Origin of the sequence: Ornithobacterium rhinotracheale DSM 15997, assembly GCF_000265465.1 — a bacterium.
GTDB classification, from domain to species: domain Bacteria; phylum Bacteroidota; class Bacteroidia; order Flavobacteriales; family Weeksellaceae; genus Ornithobacterium; species Ornithobacterium rhinotracheale.
In genome coordinates, this window is record NC_018016.1 from 648,702 (window position 1) to 666,564 (window position 17,863).

A 17,863-nucleotide genomic window follows, 5' to 3' on the forward strand; every position below is an offset into this window, starting at 1 on the left:
TTGTTATTTTTATATGATTAAAACCCTGATGAGTTAAGCCATTTTTTACCGGTAGAGATATAACACGATGTAATTCCCTCTTGTAATGTTTGGTACTGACCTATAAAATGAGCATGGTCTGCAAGATCTGGGCTTGTATCTGGAGAGTACAAACAAACGGTTTGTCCTTTATTCGCCTCATTTGGTGTTGGGAAATTTACCTTGGTAGCTCTCTCTATATAAATAAAATAATCTGTAGGAAGTACAGTTACTGTCAATTCAGAAGCTGTTCTAACATTTCTAGTAAAAGTACTTGTACCCTCTATCTTTCTCCATACTTTATCTTTAAAGAAATAAAACCCTTTTTCATTTACTAGAAAAGTAGTGCCTGTAAGACTTCCGTTGGATATATCGTCTACATAAATAAGTGTAGATTCTGTAACATCAGAACCCATATCTGCGGCTCTTTGGCGGCTCACTCTTGGTATTAAAATCCCCTCTTTGGTTTTCGTGCTTTCATTTTCCTTCGAAACACTAATTTCCAATGTTGCTTTGGGATCCCCCTCATTGATCCCTACTCTTCCTTTCTCTTGAGCAAATACAGCTAATGGTAATAAGCTCATTAATAATAAAGTCTTTTTCATAAAATTTAATTTTAAAAAGTTTCTATTCTGTTTATATATTTGCATCTGTTATTATTTTTTTATTCCCCTTATTTTCATAAAAAAAAGCCTTACCGTGGAGTTAGGGGATTTCCACAGCAAGGCCAAAACTTAAAAACGATTGTCGGCTATTCTCATAGCGAACTCTACATAACAACTTTCCTATCTGTTTAGATAGAAAAATTAAGTATGAAAAAAAACATTCTACTAGGAAGCTCGTTCCATGAGAGTGTATGAAAAGAAGTATTTTACAGTGTGGGGCACTGCAAAAACATTTATTTTTAGATAAACATAAAGCCAATGCTCCCAAACGGAACTTTGGCTTTAGTCTCTTTATACAATATAGTATAGCTAGCAACAAGCTAGCAACAATATTTTTGGTTTTTAAATAAAGGAAAGAAGCATTTGCACAAGCAAACAGACAAACTATATTATAAGGTATATAATTGTGTGTGTGTGTGTGTGTGTGTGTGTGTGTGTTTACACTTTTTCTCGAGCTAAACAAGAAAAAGATGTTAAACTTATCACAATTAATTATATATTGTACACACTGTTTCATAAGAGTGGGGCAAAGCTATAAAAAGTTTTAGAAACTGCAAGCATGCTTTGTGTTAAAATATTCAACTAGGGAGCTACCGCCCTTTGGGCTCAACCCAAAACTAATCTTAAGCCTTCTAGAAAAAACAATACTTGCCGCCCACGGAGTTACACTCAAGGCACGCATCCCCCTCGCTTAAACATAAAAAATGCTAGCCCCTATAATAAACACAATTAACTTTTTTCAAAAATAATCAAATTAAGACAAGATAAGATATATAATTGTCATATATTTGTTGCCCTAAACAACATATAGATGATTAAAAAAGTATTTTTATCGTTTGTGCTCATGGCAAGCACAGGCATTTTATGGGCAGGCGGATACCGAGTTTCGCTGCAAGGTGTAAGACAAGCCGCCATGGGGGCACAAGGTGTAGCACTTTCTCACGATGCGAGTGTGGCATTTTTCAACCCCGCAGCATTGGCTTTTGTAGATGATAAATTAAGTATTGCTGTGGGAGGTTTCGGAATTGGGATTACCGCAAAATACCAAAATCGCGAAACGCTCTATAAAGCCGAAACCGACAATCCGCTGGGGACACCACTTTATCTTGCTGCAAGCTATAAGCCTACGGAAAAACTAGCCTTAGGCGTGAGCGTAACCACTCCGTTTGGGAGCACCGTAGACTGGGGAGACAAATGGGCTGGACGCTACATCATTGATAGAATTGCCCTCAAATCGTTTTTTATTCAGCCCACGGCAGCGTATAAAGTAACCGATTGGCTCTCTGTGGGGGCTGGTGCCATCATCGCTCGAGGCAATGTAAACATTAAGCGTGCAATATCTCTAGGCAACCAAGATGCGGGGCTAGAAATCGACAAAAAAGGAGCTCACGGAACAGGGTTTAATGTAGGGGTTTATGCTAGACCAAATGATAAATTAAATATAGGAATTGCTTACCGATCAGAAGTGAAGATGAAAGCGGACAAAGGTGATGCTGTTTTCAAAAATTTACCAAGTATCGTAAAGGGCAAAATGCCTTTTTCGGCTAAATATTTTGATGCTCAATTACCTCTACCAGCAGAACTTTTAATTGGGGCGAACTATAAAGTAACACCAAAATTGCTCGTAGGGGCAGAAATTGGGGCTGTAAAATGGAACGCCTACGAAACATTAAATATTAAACTTTATAACAACGAAGAGGAATACAACAATACTTCTAACAAAAATTACAAAAACACATTAAATTATAGTATCGGGGCTGAATATTTAATCAATCCAAAAGCTGCCTTACGCTTAGGGTATAAATTCGACAAATCGCCTTCGCCAGCTGATTCGTTTAACCCAGAGACCCCAACCATTAATTATCACGCATTTACAACTGGATTTGGATATGAATTCGAGAGATTTCGTGTAGATGCCATGGCGGAATATTTACTAGGAAACGAAAGAAGCTTCCACAATACACAATATAACTTTGGGGGCGACATCAACACTGGTGGCTATGTGTTTGGTCTAGGTTTATCATACAGACTTGATAAATAATTGATTTAATTTTTAAATAATATCTAATGAAAATAAATTACAAAAATATACTTTTAAGTGCTAGCGTTCTCTTTTTTGCAGCATGTAGCGATTTTGATTACAATGTAGAAAACCCAAACCTCACGAAGGGAGAGGCTGATTTCTCTAAATATGTAGCTTTAGGAAATTCTCTCACTTCTGGTTATTCAGACGGAGCCTTATATCGCTCGGCACAAGAGAATTCATACCCCGCAATCATTGCCAAACAAATGAAATATGTAGGCGGTGGCGAGTTCTCTCAACCTTTGATGAAAGACAACATTGGTGGTTTTTCGGATTTGTTTGAAGCAAGTAAACACACCGCATTTTACGGAAAATTAGAATTAAAAATCGTAGACGGTGCACCTACGCCAGTGCCTTCTGTGCCTAAGTTTAGTTTAGCTCAAACCTTCGTAAAAGGGAATTTTAATAATTTGGGCGTGCCAGGGGCTAAATCTTATCATTTATTAGCTCAAGGTTACGGAAATATTGCTAATCTGAAGGAGAGTAAAGCCAATCCATATTTTGTGCGATTTGCTAGCCAACCAAATGCCAGCGTGCTGAGCGATGCTTTGGCACAAAAACCTACATTCTTTACCTTATGGATCGGGAACAACGATGTTTTAGGCTATGCCATGAATGGCGCAGCAAGCACAGATCGAAAAGGGAACCCTGATGTAACAACATATAATTCAAATGATTTGTCTGATGCTAACTTGGTGGCAGGCTCTATTCAAAAATTAGTAAAAGCACTTACAGATTCAGGCGCAAAAGGTGCTGTAGCGAATTTGCCTTATGTCGAAGACATTCCGTATTTTACAACCGTGCCGGCTGAGCCTTTAAGCCCTTTAAACAAAAGTTACGCTACACAAATTGAAAATTTGAATAAATTTTATGCTAGCCTAAATAAAGTTTTTGATGCCCTAGGAGCAAGCGATAGAAAAATCACATTTAATGCCGATAAAGCAAGCGGTGCTGTGATTGTAGATAAAAGTTTGCCAGATTTAAGTCAAAAAATCTTAGCAACCTTACTAAAATTAGAATTCCCAAACGAAAAAGCTAAACTTTTAGCACAAACCTTTGGTCAAGTGCGCCAATCTAAAGCAGGAGATTTATTGCCACTTACAGCGAGTAGAACACTTGGGAAATTAAATAGTGAAAGACTTGCTACTTTGACAAAATTAGGATTACCAAAGGAAAACGCCGCTCAACTTTCTATGAACGGACTTACTTATCCATTGCAAGATGCCGATGTTTTAACCAAAAATGAAGTTTCAACAATTCACGAAAGAGTAAACGAAATCAATCAAGGCATACAAGCAGTGGCAAAACAATTCAACATTGCATATGTGGACATGAATGCCGAAATGCAAAAACTCACTAAAGGCTTTAAATTCAACGGGGTAGACTACAACGCAAGTTTTGTGACTGGTGGAGCTTTTTCGCTTGATGGAGTGCATTTAAACAGCCGAGGATATGCCCATACAGCTAATACATTTATTCGTGCCATCAATCAGCAATATAAGGCAAGCATTCCGTTGGTAGATATCAACGCTTTCCCTGGCACACAATTACCTTAATAAATACCATCATTTTACTGATTTTCATTTTTATAAAGACCACGGGGGCAACATAGTTGCCCCCGTGGTTGTTTTATTAATTTAATACTTGATTAATACCCCGCATCGGCTGATTCTCCGTCGCAAATTTTCTTGGCAGATGATGTGCCAATACGCGTAACGCCCATGGCAATCATTTCGCGGGCTTCTTGCGCACTACGCACTCCTCCCGCTGCTTTCACAGGCAATTTGCCCGCGTGCTCGGTCATGATTTTTATATTTTCTGGCGTGGCTCCGTTTGGTTTTCCGCCTTCGGTTGGATAGAATCCTGTGGAAGATTTCACAAATACGAATTGCTCTTTTCCGCTAAAGTTTCCCTCTACCACTTCACGAATTAAATCCGTAATTTGAGCGATTTGCTCATCGGTAAGCGCGGCAGCTTCGATTATCCATTTGGCAGTGCGATTATTTTTTAGCACAACTTCTGTGCATTCTTTGATTTCGTTTTTCACTAAATCTAAATCTCCTTTTTTAAAGGCTTCGTAATTAACTACAAAGTCTAAATCATCGGCACCATCTTCGATGGCTTGTTCCGCTTCCTTTAATTTATATTCGGTAGAGTAAGTCCCTTCATGAAAACCAATCACCGTCCCTACTTTAGTGTCTGCATTGCGCTCTGCTAAAAACTTTTTGGCAAAGCTTACATATTCTGGGCGAATCATTACTGCATAAAAACCTTCTTTAATGGCTTCTTCGCATAATTCAATTACCTTTTGCTTAGTCTGCTCTTCACTCAACCCCGATTGTTCTGGAGTTTTCAAATAAGTGGAGTCCATGTAATGTTTTAGTGCTTTCATATCTTTATTTTTTTTAATTAACTGATTTAATTTCGTTTTAATATAGCATAAATGGGGAAATGGTCGCTGTAGCCTCCTAGGTATTTTCGCCCAACATAAGTCCTAAATGGTATTCCGCGGTATTTTCGCTTCCACTCCTGCAAGAAATAGGGATTAAAGACATCGGCGTCTACTAAATTTAGCCCATCATATTCGTTCATAAAAGCTTTGGAAAACAGCATTTGGTCATAGAAAATCCAATCTCCGCGATGTGTAGTTGTGTATTTTTTCTCAGCCATGAGCAATTCCATTGGATTGAAAAATTGCAAATTGCCCTGATTCATATAATTTGGCGTAGCCTTAAAGAATTTATGCAAAGTGTCGGCGTCTGGATTGGTATTAAAATCGCCTAAAATCACAATATGTGGATTTTCCTCATTTTCTATAATATAATCAATTCGGCTTTTAATCAATTCGGCGATGGCATGCCTTTTAGACTCGTTGATCTTCTTATGACGCTGAGAGGGCAAATGCACAACGAATATATGCATAAAGGTCTCGTGCAATTTCCCATTGACATACAAGACATCTCTGGTATAGTCTACCCGCCCCCATTTATCTACAAACTTGGGCGGACGAATGGGCTCTGCATGATTTAATAAAAATTCTTCTGTATTATAAATCAATGCAACATCTACTCCTCGCTCATCCAGCGAATCAAAATGCACATAACGATACGGCGTTTTCTTGAGATGAGAAACATTTAGTAAATCGCGCAAAACGGTTTTGTTCTCCACCTCGGCAAGCCCTACGATAGAGGGCGGATAGCCTATTCTTCTTTTTCCTATTTCTGAAATGGCTTTGGCTATTTTCCCAATTTTATTTCGGTATCGTTCCATCGTCCAATGTTTTTTTCCTTCTGGCGTAAAATCATCGTCAAAAGTTTTAGGATCATCAAAAGTATCGAAAAGGTTTTCGACATTGTAAAATGCGATGGAATGAAATGCTTGCATACCTCAAAGATAACAATAATTAAATTTATTCTTAGAATTTATTTTTAACATAGTATCTTTTACTATATTTGGTAAAAATTTAATGTATGTTTTCCAAGACCTGCGAGTATGGCATAAGGGCGACCATTTTTATAGCGACTCAATCGCTGGACAACAAAAGGGTACGCCTAAAGGAGATTGCTAAGGAAATAAACACACCAGAGGCTTTTACGGCTAAAATCCTTCAAGATTTAGCCAAGCATGATTTAATTAGTTCTATAAAAGGGCCCTATGGCGGATTTGAAATTTCAATAGAACAATTAAAGGAAATTAAATTAAGCCAAATTGTAGATGCAATAGATGGCGATAAAATCTATAATGGTTGCGGTTTAGGCTTTAAAGAATGTAATAAAAATAATCCTTGCCCTATTCATGACAAGTTTAAAAAAGTGCGCCAAAAACTAAAAAAAATGCTAGAAACTACAACTTTGTATGAATTGGCAATAAAAGTGGAAAACGGAAACGCTATTTTAAAATTATGAACAAACCAGATCTAGATACAATTGAGCTTGTGAGGCTAATGGTAGATAAATTCTACACAAAAGTGAGAAAAGATGAGTTGCTGGCTCCTATATTTGAAGAAAGAATAGGCGACCACTGGAAAGAACATTTGGAGAAAATGTACAAATTCTGGCAAACTATTTTGCACGATGAGCATACTTATTACGGAAGTCCATTCCCGCCACATGCCAATATGCCTGTGGAACAAAAACACTTTGATCGTTGGCTCGAATTGTTTAACCAAAACTTAAATGAACTGTTTGAAGGTCCTCTAAAAGAAGAAGCCTCTTGGCGAGCCCAAAAGATGGCTCAAATGTTTATGTATAAAATTGAGTATTTAAGAAATCAATAAATTCAAAAAGGCATCATTTAAAAATGATGCCTTTTTATTATCAATAAATTAATTAAAAAACTATTTAATTCACAGTAGGGTCTCCTTTCACCCCAGCATAACTCACATTAAATGCCTGAGAATAAGAGAGCTGTTCTTTTATTGCTTGCACAAAACCTACTTTTGCATTTTTATCAATAGTAAGTTGTGTCATCAATCCATAATCCAAAAGATCTTGCCCGTTCTTTTTGCTAGACTCATCACCTACCCATCCTCTAATATCTGTAAGCTGAGCTGGTTTATCATTCAATAGCAAAAGGAACTCTTGCGGATACTTGCTTTTGTTTTTAGGCTGTCCTAAATAAAGATAAGCAACCATATCTTTCTTCAAAATCTTGTTTAGAGCAGTAGCCTTAGGCATCTCTATCTTGATGTACTCGTCATAATTAGATTGTCTAATGGAGGTAGCAATCATAAAGAAGAAAAGCAACATAAAGATAATATCTGGCAAGGCCGCTGTCGATGGCTGAGGGATTTCTTTATTACTATTATCCTTGAATTTACTCATATCTATGTTTTATTTTTATTGAGAAGCGTCAGATGGTTTTGGTTCAGCAATAATCTTTGGATACTTGCTGTTTGCATCTTTGATAATAGCATTATCTCCTTCGTCATCTCCCTTGGTAGGATTAGGAATCAATGTTTCCCAATCTCTGTTATAAGCACGCTTAACATAAGCAGCTTTTAGATCCTCATACGCAGCTTCTATTTCACCTTGCAGTGCCATATAGTCTTTCCAAGAGGTACCTTTATCAAATTTCACAGAGACGATGGCTAAAGATGGGTGAGCAGATAGATCTGGTCTTCTCTCTCCTTGACAGTAATTACAAGGCTGACCGTCTTTATCTACACCGCCACCATTATCAACATGTCTTCTAACCAATTCTTTAACTTCCTTAAGATTAATTTGTCTTACCTCTGTAGGGTTTTCTTTGTAAAGAATCTGTCCGTATGCGTTTGCTACGAATTCTATTGCGTTTCTTTGCTCTACCTTGATTGTCTGGTCTTTTGTATCCTTAGACATATCAGGAAGCTGTCTCTGAATCCCTTCTGATTTCTCCATAGATGAAGCAATCAAGAAGAATGTCAAGAGCAAGAAAGCAATGTCCGCCATAGAGCTCGCATTAATTTCTGGTAATTTTTTCTTTGCCATAAGTTTTAAATTCTTATGATTTTAATAATCCTTTCACTGTATCATAAACCATATATGCCACAGCTGCAAAAAGCAATACCATGATAGATACGATTCCAGTTCCGATCAGTTTTGATCCTGCTCCGCCAGGATAAACTTCTCCATTTCCATAAATCACCTCATCGCTACTAGAGAAGATGAAACCGATGATCAAGGAAATCAACACCGCTCCTGCTACATACAAGAACTCCTTGGTATGAGAAGGGTGTTTAATGATATCTACTACTTTGTAGAAGAAGAATAACACTACTGACAGAACAAAGATTATAACCGTTACCCAAATGATAAAATTCACTGGGGCTTTGTCTGGGTTCCAATCATTTTCTGATGCCATAGCTCCTGGTGAGAAGATCACATATGCGCCACTAATCACCGCCAAAGCTGAAAAGACATACAGTAATATATTTGATAATGATTTCATAATTGATTAAGATTTGGGGGTTAAATTATTTTCTGTAACGAACTAACATATCCATGATAGAAATTGAGGCATCTTCCATTTTGTTTACGATGCTATCTATCTTAGCTGTTAAGTAGTTATAGAAAATCTGTAACACGATAGCTACCACCAAACCTGCTAAGGTTGTTAATAACGCTACCTGGATGTTACCCGCCATGTCTTGTGCTTGTACTGAACCACTTTTTGCGATATCTTGGAACGCCATTACCATCCCTACTACCGTACCCATGAATCCAAGCATCGGAGCAATCGCGATAAATAATCCAATCCAAGAAAGGTTTCTTTCTAATTTTCCTACCTCTACTCCTCCGTATCCTACAACAGAGCGTTCTACATCATCGAAAGGCTGCCCATCACCTACTCTTAATAAAGCTTGGTATGCGATAGAAGCAACTGGACCTTTTCTGTCTCTTGCTACATCTTTAGCACTTTCAATTCCTCCTGAGTTCAATGCATCTTCAATTTCAGATAATAATTTTGTAGTATTTACATCAGCTGCGTTTAAGTATAACATTCTTTCGATAGAGAAAGCTAAACCTAAGATCAAACAGATTAATGGTAAAGTCATCCAGAAAGGACCTCCCATTACGAAGAATTCCTTCAATACATAAATTGGACTTTGGCTTTCCTCAGCAGGCGCTGCATCTGCTGCTTGAGCTGCCTGTGCAAATACTGCCGCGTTTGCTTGCATTGATGTTAAAGCAATTCCGGCCATAGCTAAAAGTGAAAATCGTTTTTTCATATGCTAAAATTTAATTAAATATTTATTCTTTTTTATTTTTCACTGCGGAGAAGAAGGGATTCGAACCCTCGATTCACTTTCGCGAAAACACGCTTTCCAGGCGTGCGCCTTAAACCACTCGGCCACCTCTCCATTCATATTTTTAAGGCGTTTTTGATCGATTCTCGTCTCTCAACGCTTATTTTCATTCAGCCAAATTAAAAATTTTTTTTCAGTATTAAAAATTTTTTAGGCATCTATTTTATTTCTCCACAAATATTTTTTTCAAATTCAAACTTAAACAACTGTCTATCAATACCATCACTCAACAATGACATTGATTTGGTTATTGCAGCCTCTGTTGTGATATCTTTGCCACTCACGGCTCCAAGCTCTAGTAATGCGTTACTTGCTGTATATTTTCCTAAATGAACTTCGCCCGAAAAACATTGGCTCAACACGATTAAATTTAGCCCTTCGTCTATTCTTTTAGCCAAAATATGGTTAAATTTTTTATCGTTAAAAACATTGCCACTCCCAAACGCTTCTAGCACCAAGGCCTTCAAATTGAGATTTCCTATGCAATCGTACAAATATTGATGATTCATTCCTGGAAATATCTTCAATAAGCCAACTTCGGGAGAGAATCCATCATTCACGCTGTATTTTTCGGTAGGAGAAAGTAGCAATTGCTCATTTAGCTCCATTTCTACGCCAGATTCTCCTAAATTGGGAAAGTTAGGCGATGCAAAGGCGTCGAAATGATTAGCACTTTTTTTAGTCGTGCGATTGGCTCTGTATAATTTGTATTCAAAATAGATGCAGACTTCTTTAATGATAGGTTTATCCTCTTTTTGCAAGGCTGCGTAGTGAATTGAGCTGATTAAATTCTCTTTGGCATCGGTTCTTAAATCTCCTATCGGCAATTGTGAGCCCGTAAAAATAATGGGTTTTTCTAGTCCTCGAAATGCAAAACTCAATGCCGAGGCTGTGTAAGCCATCGTGTCTGTGCCATGCAAAACAACAAAACCGTCGTATTTTTTATAATTTTCATCAATAAGATGAATTAAGCTTTGCCAATGAGAGATAGACATATCGGAGGAGTCTATGGGTTCTCCTAGGCTTATGGTGTCTAACTCTGCTTCGATCAATTTAATTTCAGGGATACGCTCTAAGAGGTTAGAAAAATTGAACGGACGGAGACTTTTGGTTTGATAATCTCGCACCATTCCTATGGTTCCTCCCGTGTATATTAAAAGTATTTTTGCCAAATTCTATGTTTTTATAAGTTCAAATATACATATAAAATGTATAGAATTATAAATTTTTATTGATTTGGCAAGTGATTCCGTTGCTTACAAAATAGAAAAATCCCATCTACTTAAACAGTAGACGGGATTTCAAATTTGCTTTTTTCTATTGATTAAAATTTGTAAGCTACGCTAAAGTTCCATGTGCGACCGTACCCGAAGTAGCCTCTATTGGCTGTATTGATTCCTTTGTAAACTTCTTCTGGCTTAGTCTTATCTGTTACAGGAATTGCATCTCTCAACTCAGAAATATAAGTAGTATCAAACAAGTTGTTTACATTTAATCTGAATTGAAGTTTTTGCTTAGTTGTAATTGGTTGCTCGTAAGAAACACCTAAGTCAAACAAATTGTAAGATGGCAATTTGATGTTATCTTTTGTTACTACATCAGCATACAAGTCGCTGTTGTATTTCCAATCTAGATCAAATCTCAAACGCTTTGTAGCCTTTAGCACAGCCCCCAATCCTGCTTGGAATTGTGGAGAGTCTCCGACTTTACCTCCATCAATTTTGATTTCTTGTTCGCTTTTAAGTTTTAAATCTTGGTCATATGTTTTTCTAAGTGTGTTTCCTTTGTACACCCAGTTACCATATGATACAAATCCTTTAAAGCTCAATGGTCTTGAAACTTTTGCCAAGAAATCCAACTCCACCCCTTGGTGCAATTGCCCCGCTACTAAATCATTTACGAAGTCTGATTGTTGTGTTTTTCTATCAGTAAGGATTCTTGTAGTTACTTTATCTTTCCAGTGCGTTCTATATAAGTTTAAGTTTAAGCTAAATGGTGCACTGCTGTATGAGTATCCAGCTTCTAACCCAAAGATTTTCTCATTATTAGTAAGCGGATTCACTTCGTTTCCAAAGTTTAGATAAATGTTGTCGTGATATGGCTGGCGAGAGTAGTATCCCACATTTGCATACAAGTTGTTTTTTGGGTTAAGTTTAAAGTTGAAACCTGTTTTAACATTATACCCGTTATTGACTACTTTTTCAGATTTTTGCTTGTCTTTTGCATACTGGTAGCGATCTTCTCTCTTATGGCTTTGTTTTGAAATAGCTCCTTGGAAGTAAGCCGATAAAAAGTTTGAGCTATATTCTAACTGACCGAATAATCCTCCGTATCTTATAGTTTCATTGTAATCCCATGCCAATCTTTGATCTTCTGGGGCAAAGTCTGTAAGTGCTTTCCATGGCGTATGCGGGTATTCTTTTGTAATTAAGTTTGCTCCTGCCACTCTTTTTGGATCTGAATCTTTATAACCTTTTAATCCGAAGAAATCTGTAATTTGTCTAAAGTGTGTTCCTGTGTAAGATCTTAAATCAAATCCTAAATTCAAAGTCCAATGGTCGCTAAGTTTATTTTCGAAATTAGAAACCATTCCATACCATTGGTGATTGTTTACGCTAGCTCTTATTAAGTAACCTTTTTTATAACCACCAATTCCATTAGGCACATTAAAGTTTGCTCTATACGCTTTATTTAAATCTAATTGTCCGTCTGGCGTTAAGTCAGCCCCATTGATGGATCCAGTTGAGCCCCCACGCCCCCAAGATGCGTATAATACGGTAGATAAAGAGGCGTTTTCTGTCATTTTCCAATCCCAGTTTAAGTTAGCAATTGGCTTATGGTAGTAGTTTGTTCTAGTAGAATATGGGGTTCCTTTGTTTTCTGCTAAGTTTGCATTCAAATCTCTATTTAAGTACCCCCAGTTGCTGTTGTATCTTTTTCCATACTTTAAGAAAGTAGCAATGGTATTTGATGCCGCTTGATCGTGCCATTGAGGGGCTCCTGTAATCAAGAAGTTTAAGTTATGCTTCTCGTTAGGCTGCCAACCAAATGACAAGAAGTAAGTTTGCCCGCGTCCTGCAGTTTGGTCGTTGTAGCCATTTCCTTGCCAGTAGGTGAACAATGCACTCACCCCAAAGTTTTTCACCATACCAGTGCTGTATCCCACGGTAGATTTAGCAAATCCGTTGTTACCAGCAGTAAATCTAAGCAAACCACCTGGACGCATATCGGTAGCTCTGGTTACAATGTTTACAGTTCCCCCTACCGATGAAATTGCTAATTTAGAAGAACCTAGACCACGCTGAATTTGAATTGCATTGGCAATATCGCTCATACCAGCCCAGTTGCTCCAATAGACTTTACCATCTTCCATTCCGTTGATTGGTTGCCCGTTCAATAAGTAAGCGGTATTGTCTTGTTTAAATCCACGAACATTAATTCTAGAATCACCATATCCGCTTGCTTGTCCAGCAATTTGCACAGATGGTGTATTTTTCATCAATTCTGGGAAATCACCATTTCCAGCTTTTTGCTCAATATCTGCCTTGGTAATATTAGATACGGCAACTGGCGTTTGTCTATCTTTTACCAAATCGATGATACCAGAACCCACGATTACCACTTCGTCTAGCCCTACGCTCTCGCCTCCTAGCTGAACATTCAAATGCTTAACTTTTCCGCTAGCAAAACGAACGCCTTTGATTACCTTTTCTGGAAACATTGCATCGTCTACAATCACGGTGTAAGTTCCTGTAGAGAGCATATTTGGAGCCGAAAACTGACCTTGCTCATTGGTTTCTGTAACATACACGGTACCATTGGCATCGTATACGACTTTCACCACGGCACCCGCTACTGGGTAATTGTTTGAGTCGGTAACTTCTCCTTTTAATTGTGCATTTCCTTGCTGAGCAAAAGCCTCTGCCGAGCACATGATCGTAAAAGCAACAATCGCTTTTGTACTAAAATTAAATTTCATGTCTTGTCATTTAGTTTTTGCAAATTTGAACGGAATATTAATTTCTAATGTAAAATTAAAGTTATCATTTGGTGACAATTCTCACTTTTATCAAAAGAAACAAGCCTACCGAAAACCTCCACTTTTGGTTTACAACATTTTAGGAGGGCAAAAATTAAAAATTCCATTTTTTAATGATTTTTCGCTGGACTAAATTTAGAATTATTAAAAATAACAAAACACGCCTTTAAACCTCATACCACAAGATTCAAATCAAACTAAATTTCAGCGTTTTAAAAATATTTTATAGCATAAAAATGTAAAGTTGCTTTATGAATCGTAGAGAATATTTATTTTTGTAAAAAAATTATAGTAATTAAGATTTTATATGGGACGCGCATTTGAATATAGAAAAGCAGCCAAATTCGCTCGTTGGGACCGAATGGCAAAACAGTTTTCAAGAATAGGAAAAGAAATCGCAATGGCGGTGAAAGATGGAGGTCCAGATCCAGACACAAACCACGCACTACGCCGTGCGATCCAGAACGCCAAGGGGGTGAACATGCCTAAGGAAAATGTGGAAAGAGCCATCAAAAAAGCGAGCGGTGCAGATGCCGAGGTGTATGATGAAATCACATTTGAAGGATATGCCCCTCACGGAATTGGGATTTTTGTGGAGTGCACTACCAACAACAATAATAGAACGGTAGCCAATGTGCGTGCAATATTTAATAAAGTAGGCGGAAACTTAGGCAAAAACGGCGAATTGGCTTTTATGTTTGATAGAAAAGGGGTTTTCACTATCGAGAAAAGCGAAATTAAAATAGACCTAGAGGAACTTGAGCTTGAATTAATCGATGCGGGTGCAGATGAGTTTGAGCAAGATGGCGATGTACTTTTCATCTACTCTGAGTTTGAAAACTTCGGGAAACTTTCTCATAAATTAGACGAAATGGGCATTGAGGTGAAAAACGCAGAAGTGAAACGAATTGCGAATACTACCAAATCGCTCGGCTTGGAAGAAACCAAAGAGATTCTTGACATTATCGATCGTTTTGAGCAAGATGATGATGTGCAGAATGTTTACTCTACTTTAAAAATTTCGCCAGAAATGCAAGAAAGCCTAGAGGAATAAAATAGTTGAAAAATATATTTTTCGCACTTTTTAATCCGTTCAGTCGAGGTTTTTAGAAACCTCGACTGAACGGATTTCTCTTTATGTACATTTTTTCTTCAGCCTTTAATTATAAATCAAATTTAAAACCTACCCCAAAATGCTCTCTCAACTGGAACCCGCTGTGCACATCGTCATCATAAACGGCTTGCACCATCAAGTTGGTAGTAAGCAATTTATTGATTTTAAAATTTACATTCATTCGGTAATCCATGTCGATGTTGGTGGGATTGTCTAAATAATCGGAATATAGCGAAAGCCTATTTTCCATTTCTACATTTTTTAGCACTTTGTATTTAGAGTAGATGGAGGCGTATAATCCTAATCTGAGATTGAGATTCTCTCCCGCTTCTACCCCAAAGATTTCATGCTCTTGATTGTTTACAAATCCTTTGTTTCTGCTTTTATATTCATACACTTCTCCGCTCACATAAGTTGCCTTCAAAGAAGCGGGTGCTAGGTTGAGCACTAAATTGTCGTTTTTTCGCCACATGACACCAGGTCCTGTGTTGATGTAAAGCGGAGCCAAGAAACCTGATAGACGATAATTATTGTCTGGGTCTCTTGCATAATCGTACGAATTGGTGAGCTGGGTTTGCAGATTCAAAAAATAGGAATACGAGAAATTATTACTTACTTTTTTCCCCAAGATGGAGTTAAAAAGAATTTGATCCGAGGATTTTCTAAAATCTTGCTCATAGTTTTTATTTAGCCCATAGAGGACATCGAAACTTGATTCCCAGACCATTTGCTGATTCTGAAACTTGAGTCGCTGAGAAATTTTCCCGAAGATTTCTAGTTTTCCTAAGTTTCCGCCCACCCAATTTTCATAATGGTGTTGCCCAAAATTTACCTGAAGGTTCCCAGAGCGAGTCCATCTACGCTCTTCGATTTTTTTTAGATTAAATTCTATTTTTTTTATTTCACGAGCCACATCTTTCACCTGTGCCATAATGAGGACGGGAACCACCAAAAGTATGAATGATATTCTGACTCTGAACATTTCTAAATAAAAACAAGCTTTCTCTCACAAAAGTAATGAATAAAAAAAAGGCTAAACTCAAGGTTTAGCCTTTTAACAATTTTTTAATTGGTTCTAGAAATTAAGATTAAATCCTAATCCAAACACTTCTCTCACTTGGAATCCTTTGAATGCGTTGTCATCATAAATCGTTTGCAAAGTAAGGTTTGTGCTCAAATACTTATTAATCTTCATCACAAGATTCATTGTGTAATCTAAATCTATGTTTTGAGGATTGTCTAGGTAGTTTGCATAAAATGCTAGAATGTTTTCCATGCTCACATTTTCCATCAGCTTCACTTTATAGTAGCCAGAAGCATACAAACCGAGCTCGTATCTTGTGCTCTCTCCTGCCTCGACACCAAAGGTTTTCACATCTTTAGACGAATTGTATTTTTTGCCGTCCCAAGTGTAAACCTCTCCAGACAACACGGTGAGTTTAGAAGTAAGTGGTGCAAAGTTTAATTTAAAGTTATCACTTCTTTTATACATCAACCCCGGACCAAAGGTTAAATATGCTGGTTTCATAAAGCCAGAAGTAGGATAATCCTCATAAGTTTTACCCCCTGTGAGTTGAGAATTTTTCACGCTGTAATCATACCCATCTGTAAACTGAGTTTTGAAGTTGGCAAAGAATGAATAACTCCAATACCCAAAAGCTCTTCTACCTACCAGTGAATTGATTTCTAACCTATCATCGGTTTTTCTAAATTCTTGCCCTTGATTTTTGGACAAACCATAAGCCAAAATAAATTTATTATCCCATGTCCATGGACCGTTTTTGTAATTAACGTCGTAGTTAATGCTAGCATTACCAGCTACGTTATTGGTTCCTCCAGCAACCCAATTAGAAAACGCCGACTGATTGAATAAAAAAGAGAATGTACCTCCTTTTTTCCAGCCATCGATCGTATCATTGTGCTGAATAGCGGTTTTGTTTAACTCGCTGTTTACTTTGTCTAGCTGAGCCATCGCCATGCTAGAAAGTAAAATCCCTGATAATAATAGTAACTTTCTCATACGAAGATTTTTATATGATATAACAAAGTTATTCCTTTCACAGAATACTACAACAATTTATTTTAAAATTTAACAAATTTATCGCACCATTTAAGCAACAAATCTACAAACACCTGACTATCGTTCAGGCACGGAATGTAGTGAAACTCCTCGCCCCCAGCTTCCAAAAATTCTTCTTTTCCCTCCATGGCAATTTCCTCTAGAGTTTCTAAACAATCGGAAACAAAGGCTGGCGCCACAACAGCAATTTTCTTCACGCCTTTGGCAGGAAATCCTTCCAAAGTGGCATCGGTGTAAGGCTGCAACCACGGATCGTTGCCCAATCTTGATTGAAACGACTGCATTACTTGTTTTTTGTCTAAACCTAACGCCTCGCGTGTAAGTTCAGTTGTTTTATAACATTGGTGGCGGTAGCAAGTTGCATGCGAGGGATTATCTTCTTTAAAGCAACATTTCCCGATTTGGCAAGTATTTGTTTTATCGGTTTTATGGATATGCCTTTCTGGGATTCCGTGGTATGAAAACAATAATTTATCAAACTCCGCAGGCAATTCTCCTTTGATACTTTCAGCCAATGCCGAAATATAATCTGCATCGTTATAAAATGGCTCTTGAAAAGTGAGCTTCATTTCTGGAAAATATTTCCTTTGCACTTCCTCTGTTTTTTCCACCACCGTTTCTGTGGTGCTCATGGCATATTGCGGATACAACGGTATCACAAACACCTCATCGCAGCCCTGTGCCTTTAATTCCTCCAAGCCTTTTTTGATAGATGGATTCCCGTAACGCATTCCAATGGCTATGGGATAATCTGCTTTTTCCTGCATTTTTTGCTGCAAACGCTCGGTGAGCACAATGAGCGGAGAACCTTCTTTCCACCAGATTTTGCGATAGGCTTCTGCCGATTTTTTAGGTCTAAATGGCAAAATAAATAGATGCAGAATGATGTTTCTTACAAACCAAACATCTATCACCTTTGGGTCTGATAAAAATTCGCGTAAATATCTCCTAACATCCGAAGTTTTTGTAGAGTCTGGCGACCCTAAATTTATAAGTAATACTCCTTTCTTCATCGGTGCAAAAATAATGGCAATTACGCTTTAAACCTAATTTTATAATTAAACTTTTAGTTTCTCG

Annotated in this window: 18 protein-coding genes and 1 tRNA gene; 6 read left to right on the forward strand and 13 right to left on the reverse strand. The window is 37.5% G+C overall.

Annotated elements, in window-relative coordinates; translation table 11 throughout:
• Window positions 1-17 precede the first annotated feature (17 nt).
• Window positions 18-623 carry a hypothetical protein gene (locus tag ORNRH_RS11520; RefSeq protein ID WP_081484575.1) on the reverse strand — a complete coding sequence of 202 codons (606 nt, stop codon included), beginning with the start codon at window positions 621-623 and terminating at the stop codon, window positions 18-20.
• A gap of 871 nt (window positions 624-1,494) precedes the next feature.
• Between ORNRH_RS11520 and ORNRH_RS03010 the strand changes: the two genes are divergently transcribed.
• Window positions 1,495-2,724: an OmpP1/FadL family transporter gene (locus tag ORNRH_RS03010; RefSeq protein WP_014790444.1), complete on the forward strand. Its 1,230-nt coding sequence runs from the start codon at window positions 1,495-1,497 to the stop codon at window positions 2,722-2,724.
• 26 nt (window positions 2,725-2,750) lie between these two features.
• Complete coding sequence (locus ORNRH_RS03015; protein ID WP_014790445.1) at window positions 2,751-4,322, forward strand: SGNH/GDSL hydrolase family protein; 1,572 nt, start codon at window positions 2,751-2,753, stop codon at window positions 4,320-4,322.
• A 92-nt stretch (window positions 4,323-4,414) separates the two neighbouring features.
• Here the strand turns inward: ORNRH_RS03015 and deoC are convergent, their stop codons facing one another.
• On the reverse strand, window positions 4,415-5,158 hold the full coding sequence (gene deoC, locus ORNRH_RS03020; protein WP_014790446.1) for a deoxyribose-phosphate aldolase: 744 nt from the start codon (window positions 5,156-5,158) through the stop codon (window positions 4,415-4,417).
• A gap of 26 nt (window positions 5,159-5,184) precedes the next feature.
• Complete coding sequence (locus ORNRH_RS03025) at window positions 5,185-6,150, reverse strand: endonuclease/exonuclease/phosphatase family protein (protein WP_014790447.1); 966 nt, start codon at window positions 6,148-6,150, stop codon at window positions 5,185-5,187.
• 86 nt (window positions 6,151-6,236) lie between these two features.
• On the opposite strand from ORNRH_RS03025, the gene ORNRH_RS03030 reads away from it, so the two are divergent.
• Both ORNRH_RS03030 and ORNRH_RS03035 read left to right on the forward strand, forming a co-directional pair.
• Window positions 6,237-6,671 carry an RrF2 family transcriptional regulator gene (locus ORNRH_RS03030; RefSeq protein WP_014790448.1) on the forward strand — a complete coding sequence of 145 codons (435 nt, stop codon included), beginning with the start codon at window positions 6,237-6,239 and terminating at the stop codon, window positions 6,669-6,671.
• Entirely contained in the window at window positions 6,668-7,042 is a 375-nt protein-coding gene (locus ORNRH_RS03035) for a group III truncated hemoglobin (RefSeq protein WP_014790449.1), read from the forward strand. Before ORNRH_RS03030 ends, ORNRH_RS03035 begins: the two co-directional genes overlap by 4 nt.
• 64 nt (window positions 7,043-7,106) lie before the next feature.
• Here the strand turns inward: ORNRH_RS03035 and ORNRH_RS03040 are convergent, their stop codons facing one another.
• From ORNRH_RS03040 to ORNRH_RS03070, 7 genes are all read right to left on the reverse strand, one after another.
• Window positions 7,107-7,589, reverse strand: a complete 483-nt coding sequence (locus ORNRH_RS03040; RefSeq protein ID WP_014790450.1) for an ExbD/TolR family protein — start codon at window positions 7,587-7,589, stop codon at window positions 7,107-7,109.
• 15 nt (window positions 7,590-7,604) lie between these two features.
• Window positions 7,605-8,234 (reverse strand): ExbD/TolR family protein, encoded by a 630-nt coding sequence (locus ORNRH_RS03045; protein ID WP_014790451.1) that lies wholly within the window; start codon window positions 8,232-8,234, stop codon window positions 7,605-7,607.
• Window positions 8,235-8,247: 13 nt separating this feature from the next.
• Window positions 8,248-8,694 carry a hypothetical protein gene (locus tag ORNRH_RS03050; protein ID WP_014790452.1) on the reverse strand — a complete coding sequence of 149 codons (447 nt, stop codon included), beginning with the start codon at window positions 8,692-8,694 and terminating at the stop codon, window positions 8,248-8,250.
• A 25-nt stretch (window positions 8,695-8,719) separates the two neighbouring features.
• A complete protein-coding gene (locus tag ORNRH_RS03055; RefSeq protein WP_014790453.1) occupies window positions 8,720-9,475 on the reverse strand; it encodes a MotA/TolQ/ExbB proton channel family protein in 756 nt (251 codons plus the stop codon).
• 45 nt (window positions 9,476-9,520) lie between these two features.
• Window positions 9,521-9,607, reverse strand: a tRNA-Ser gene (locus ORNRH_RS03060).
• Window positions 9,608-9,711: 104 nt separating this feature from the next.
• Complete coding sequence (locus ORNRH_RS03065; protein WP_014790454.1) at window positions 9,712-10,725, reverse strand: asparaginase; 1,014 nt, start codon at window positions 10,723-10,725, stop codon at window positions 9,712-9,714.
• A gap of 152 nt (window positions 10,726-10,877) precedes the next feature.
• Window positions 10,878-13,532 (reverse strand): TonB-dependent receptor, encoded by a 2,655-nt coding sequence (locus ORNRH_RS03070; protein ID WP_014790455.1) that lies wholly within the window; start codon window positions 13,530-13,532, stop codon window positions 10,878-10,880.
• On the opposite strand from ORNRH_RS03070, the gene ORNRH_RS03075 reads away from it, so the two are divergent.
• Both ORNRH_RS03075 and ORNRH_RS03080 read left to right on the forward strand, forming a co-directional pair.
• On the forward strand, window positions 13,531-13,725 hold the full coding sequence (locus ORNRH_RS03075) for a hypothetical protein (protein ID WP_036601627.1): 195 nt from the start codon (window positions 13,531-13,533) through the stop codon (window positions 13,723-13,725). The two genes, ORNRH_RS03070 and ORNRH_RS03075, sit on opposite strands and share 2 nt — an antisense overlap.
• Window positions 13,726-13,899: 174 nt before the next feature.
• Window positions 13,900-14,646 carry a YebC/PmpR family DNA-binding transcriptional regulator gene (locus ORNRH_RS03080; protein WP_014790456.1) on the forward strand — a complete coding sequence of 249 codons (747 nt, stop codon included), beginning with the start codon at window positions 13,900-13,902 and terminating at the stop codon, window positions 14,644-14,646.
• 109 nt (window positions 14,647-14,755) lie between these two features.
• Here ORNRH_RS03080 and ORNRH_RS03085 read toward each other — a convergent pair whose 3' ends face one another.
• The 3 genes from ORNRH_RS03085 to hemH all read right to left on the reverse strand — a co-directional run bounded on the left by ORNRH_RS03085 (window position 14,756) and on the right by hemH (window position 17,799).
• Window positions 14,756-15,688 (reverse strand): DUF3078 domain-containing protein, encoded by a 933-nt coding sequence (locus ORNRH_RS03085; RefSeq protein ID WP_014790457.1) that lies wholly within the window; start codon window positions 15,686-15,688, stop codon window positions 14,756-14,758.
• 93 nt (window positions 15,689-15,781) lie between these two features.
• Window positions 15,782-16,726, reverse strand: a complete 945-nt coding sequence (locus tag ORNRH_RS03090) for a DUF3078 domain-containing protein (RefSeq protein ID WP_014790458.1) — start codon at window positions 16,724-16,726, stop codon at window positions 15,782-15,784.
• A gap of 62 nt (window positions 16,727-16,788) precedes the next feature.
• On the reverse strand, window positions 16,789-17,799 hold the full coding sequence (gene hemH / locus ORNRH_RS03095) for a ferrochelatase (RefSeq protein WP_014790459.1): 1,011 nt from the start codon (window positions 17,797-17,799) through the stop codon (window positions 16,789-16,791).
• Window positions 17,800-17,863: the final 64 nt, after the last annotated feature.

What these genes read in the sequence shown, in the direction of transcription:
- ORNRH_RS11520 (WP_081484575.1), bottom strand. Translation starts at nt 623, where the DNA reads ATGAAAAAGACTTTATTATTAATGAGCTTATTACCATTAGCTGTATTT.
- ORNRH_RS03010 (WP_014790444.1), top strand. Translation starts at nt 1,495, where the DNA reads ATGATTAAAAAAGTATTTTTATCGTTTGTGCTCATGGCAAGCACAGGC.
- ORNRH_RS03015 (WP_014790445.1), top strand. Translation starts at nt 2,751, where the DNA reads ATGAAAATAAATTACAAAAATATACTTTTAAGTGCTAGCGTTCTCTTT.
- deoC (WP_014790446.1), bottom strand. Translation starts at nt 5,158, where the DNA reads ATGAAAGCACTAAAACATTACATGGACTCCACTTATTTGAAAACTCCA.
- ORNRH_RS03025 (WP_014790447.1), bottom strand. Translation starts at nt 6,150, where the DNA reads ATGCAAGCATTTCATTCCATCGCATTTTACAATGTCGAAAACCTTTTC.
- ORNRH_RS03030 (WP_014790448.1), top strand. Translation starts at nt 6,237, where the DNA reads ATGTTTTCCAAGACCTGCGAGTATGGCATAAGGGCGACCATTTTTATA.
- ORNRH_RS03035 (WP_014790449.1), top strand. Translation starts at nt 6,668, where the DNA reads ATGAACAAACCAGATCTAGATACAATTGAGCTTGTGAGGCTAATGGTA.
- ORNRH_RS03040 (WP_014790450.1), bottom strand. Translation starts at nt 7,589, where the DNA reads ATGAGTAAATTCAAGGATAATAGTAATAAAGAAATCCCTCAGCCATCG.
- ORNRH_RS03045 (WP_014790451.1), bottom strand. Translation starts at nt 8,234, where the DNA reads ATGGCAAAGAAAAAATTACCAGAAATTAATGCGAGCTCTATGGCGGAC.
- ORNRH_RS03050 (WP_014790452.1), bottom strand. Translation starts at nt 8,694, where the DNA reads ATGAAATCATTATCAAATATATTACTGTATGTCTTTTCAGCTTTGGCG.
- ORNRH_RS03055 (WP_014790453.1), bottom strand. Translation starts at nt 9,475, where the DNA reads ATGAAAAAACGATTTTCACTTTTAGCTATGGCCGGAATTGCTTTAACA.
- ORNRH_RS03075 (WP_036601627.1), top strand. Translation starts at nt 13,531, where the DNA reads ATGTCTTGTCATTTAGTTTTTGCAAATTTGAACGGAATATTAATTTCT.
- ORNRH_RS03070 (WP_014790455.1), bottom strand. Translation starts at nt 13,532, where the DNA reads ATGAAATTTAATTTTAGTACAAAAGCGATTGTTGCTTTTACGATCATG.
- ORNRH_RS03080 (WP_014790456.1), top strand. Translation starts at nt 13,900, where the DNA reads ATGGGACGCGCATTTGAATATAGAAAAGCAGCCAAATTCGCTCGTTGG.
- ORNRH_RS03085 (WP_014790457.1), bottom strand. Translation starts at nt 15,688, where the DNA reads ATGTTCAGAGTCAGAATATCATTCATACTTTTGGTGGTTCCCGTCCTC.
- ORNRH_RS03090 (WP_014790458.1), bottom strand. Translation starts at nt 16,726, where the DNA reads ATGAGAAAGTTACTATTATTATCAGGGATTTTACTTTCTAGCATGGCG.
- hemH (WP_014790459.1), bottom strand. Translation starts at nt 17,799, where the DNA reads ATGAAGAAAGGAGTATTACTTATAAATTTAGGGTCGCCAGACTCTACA.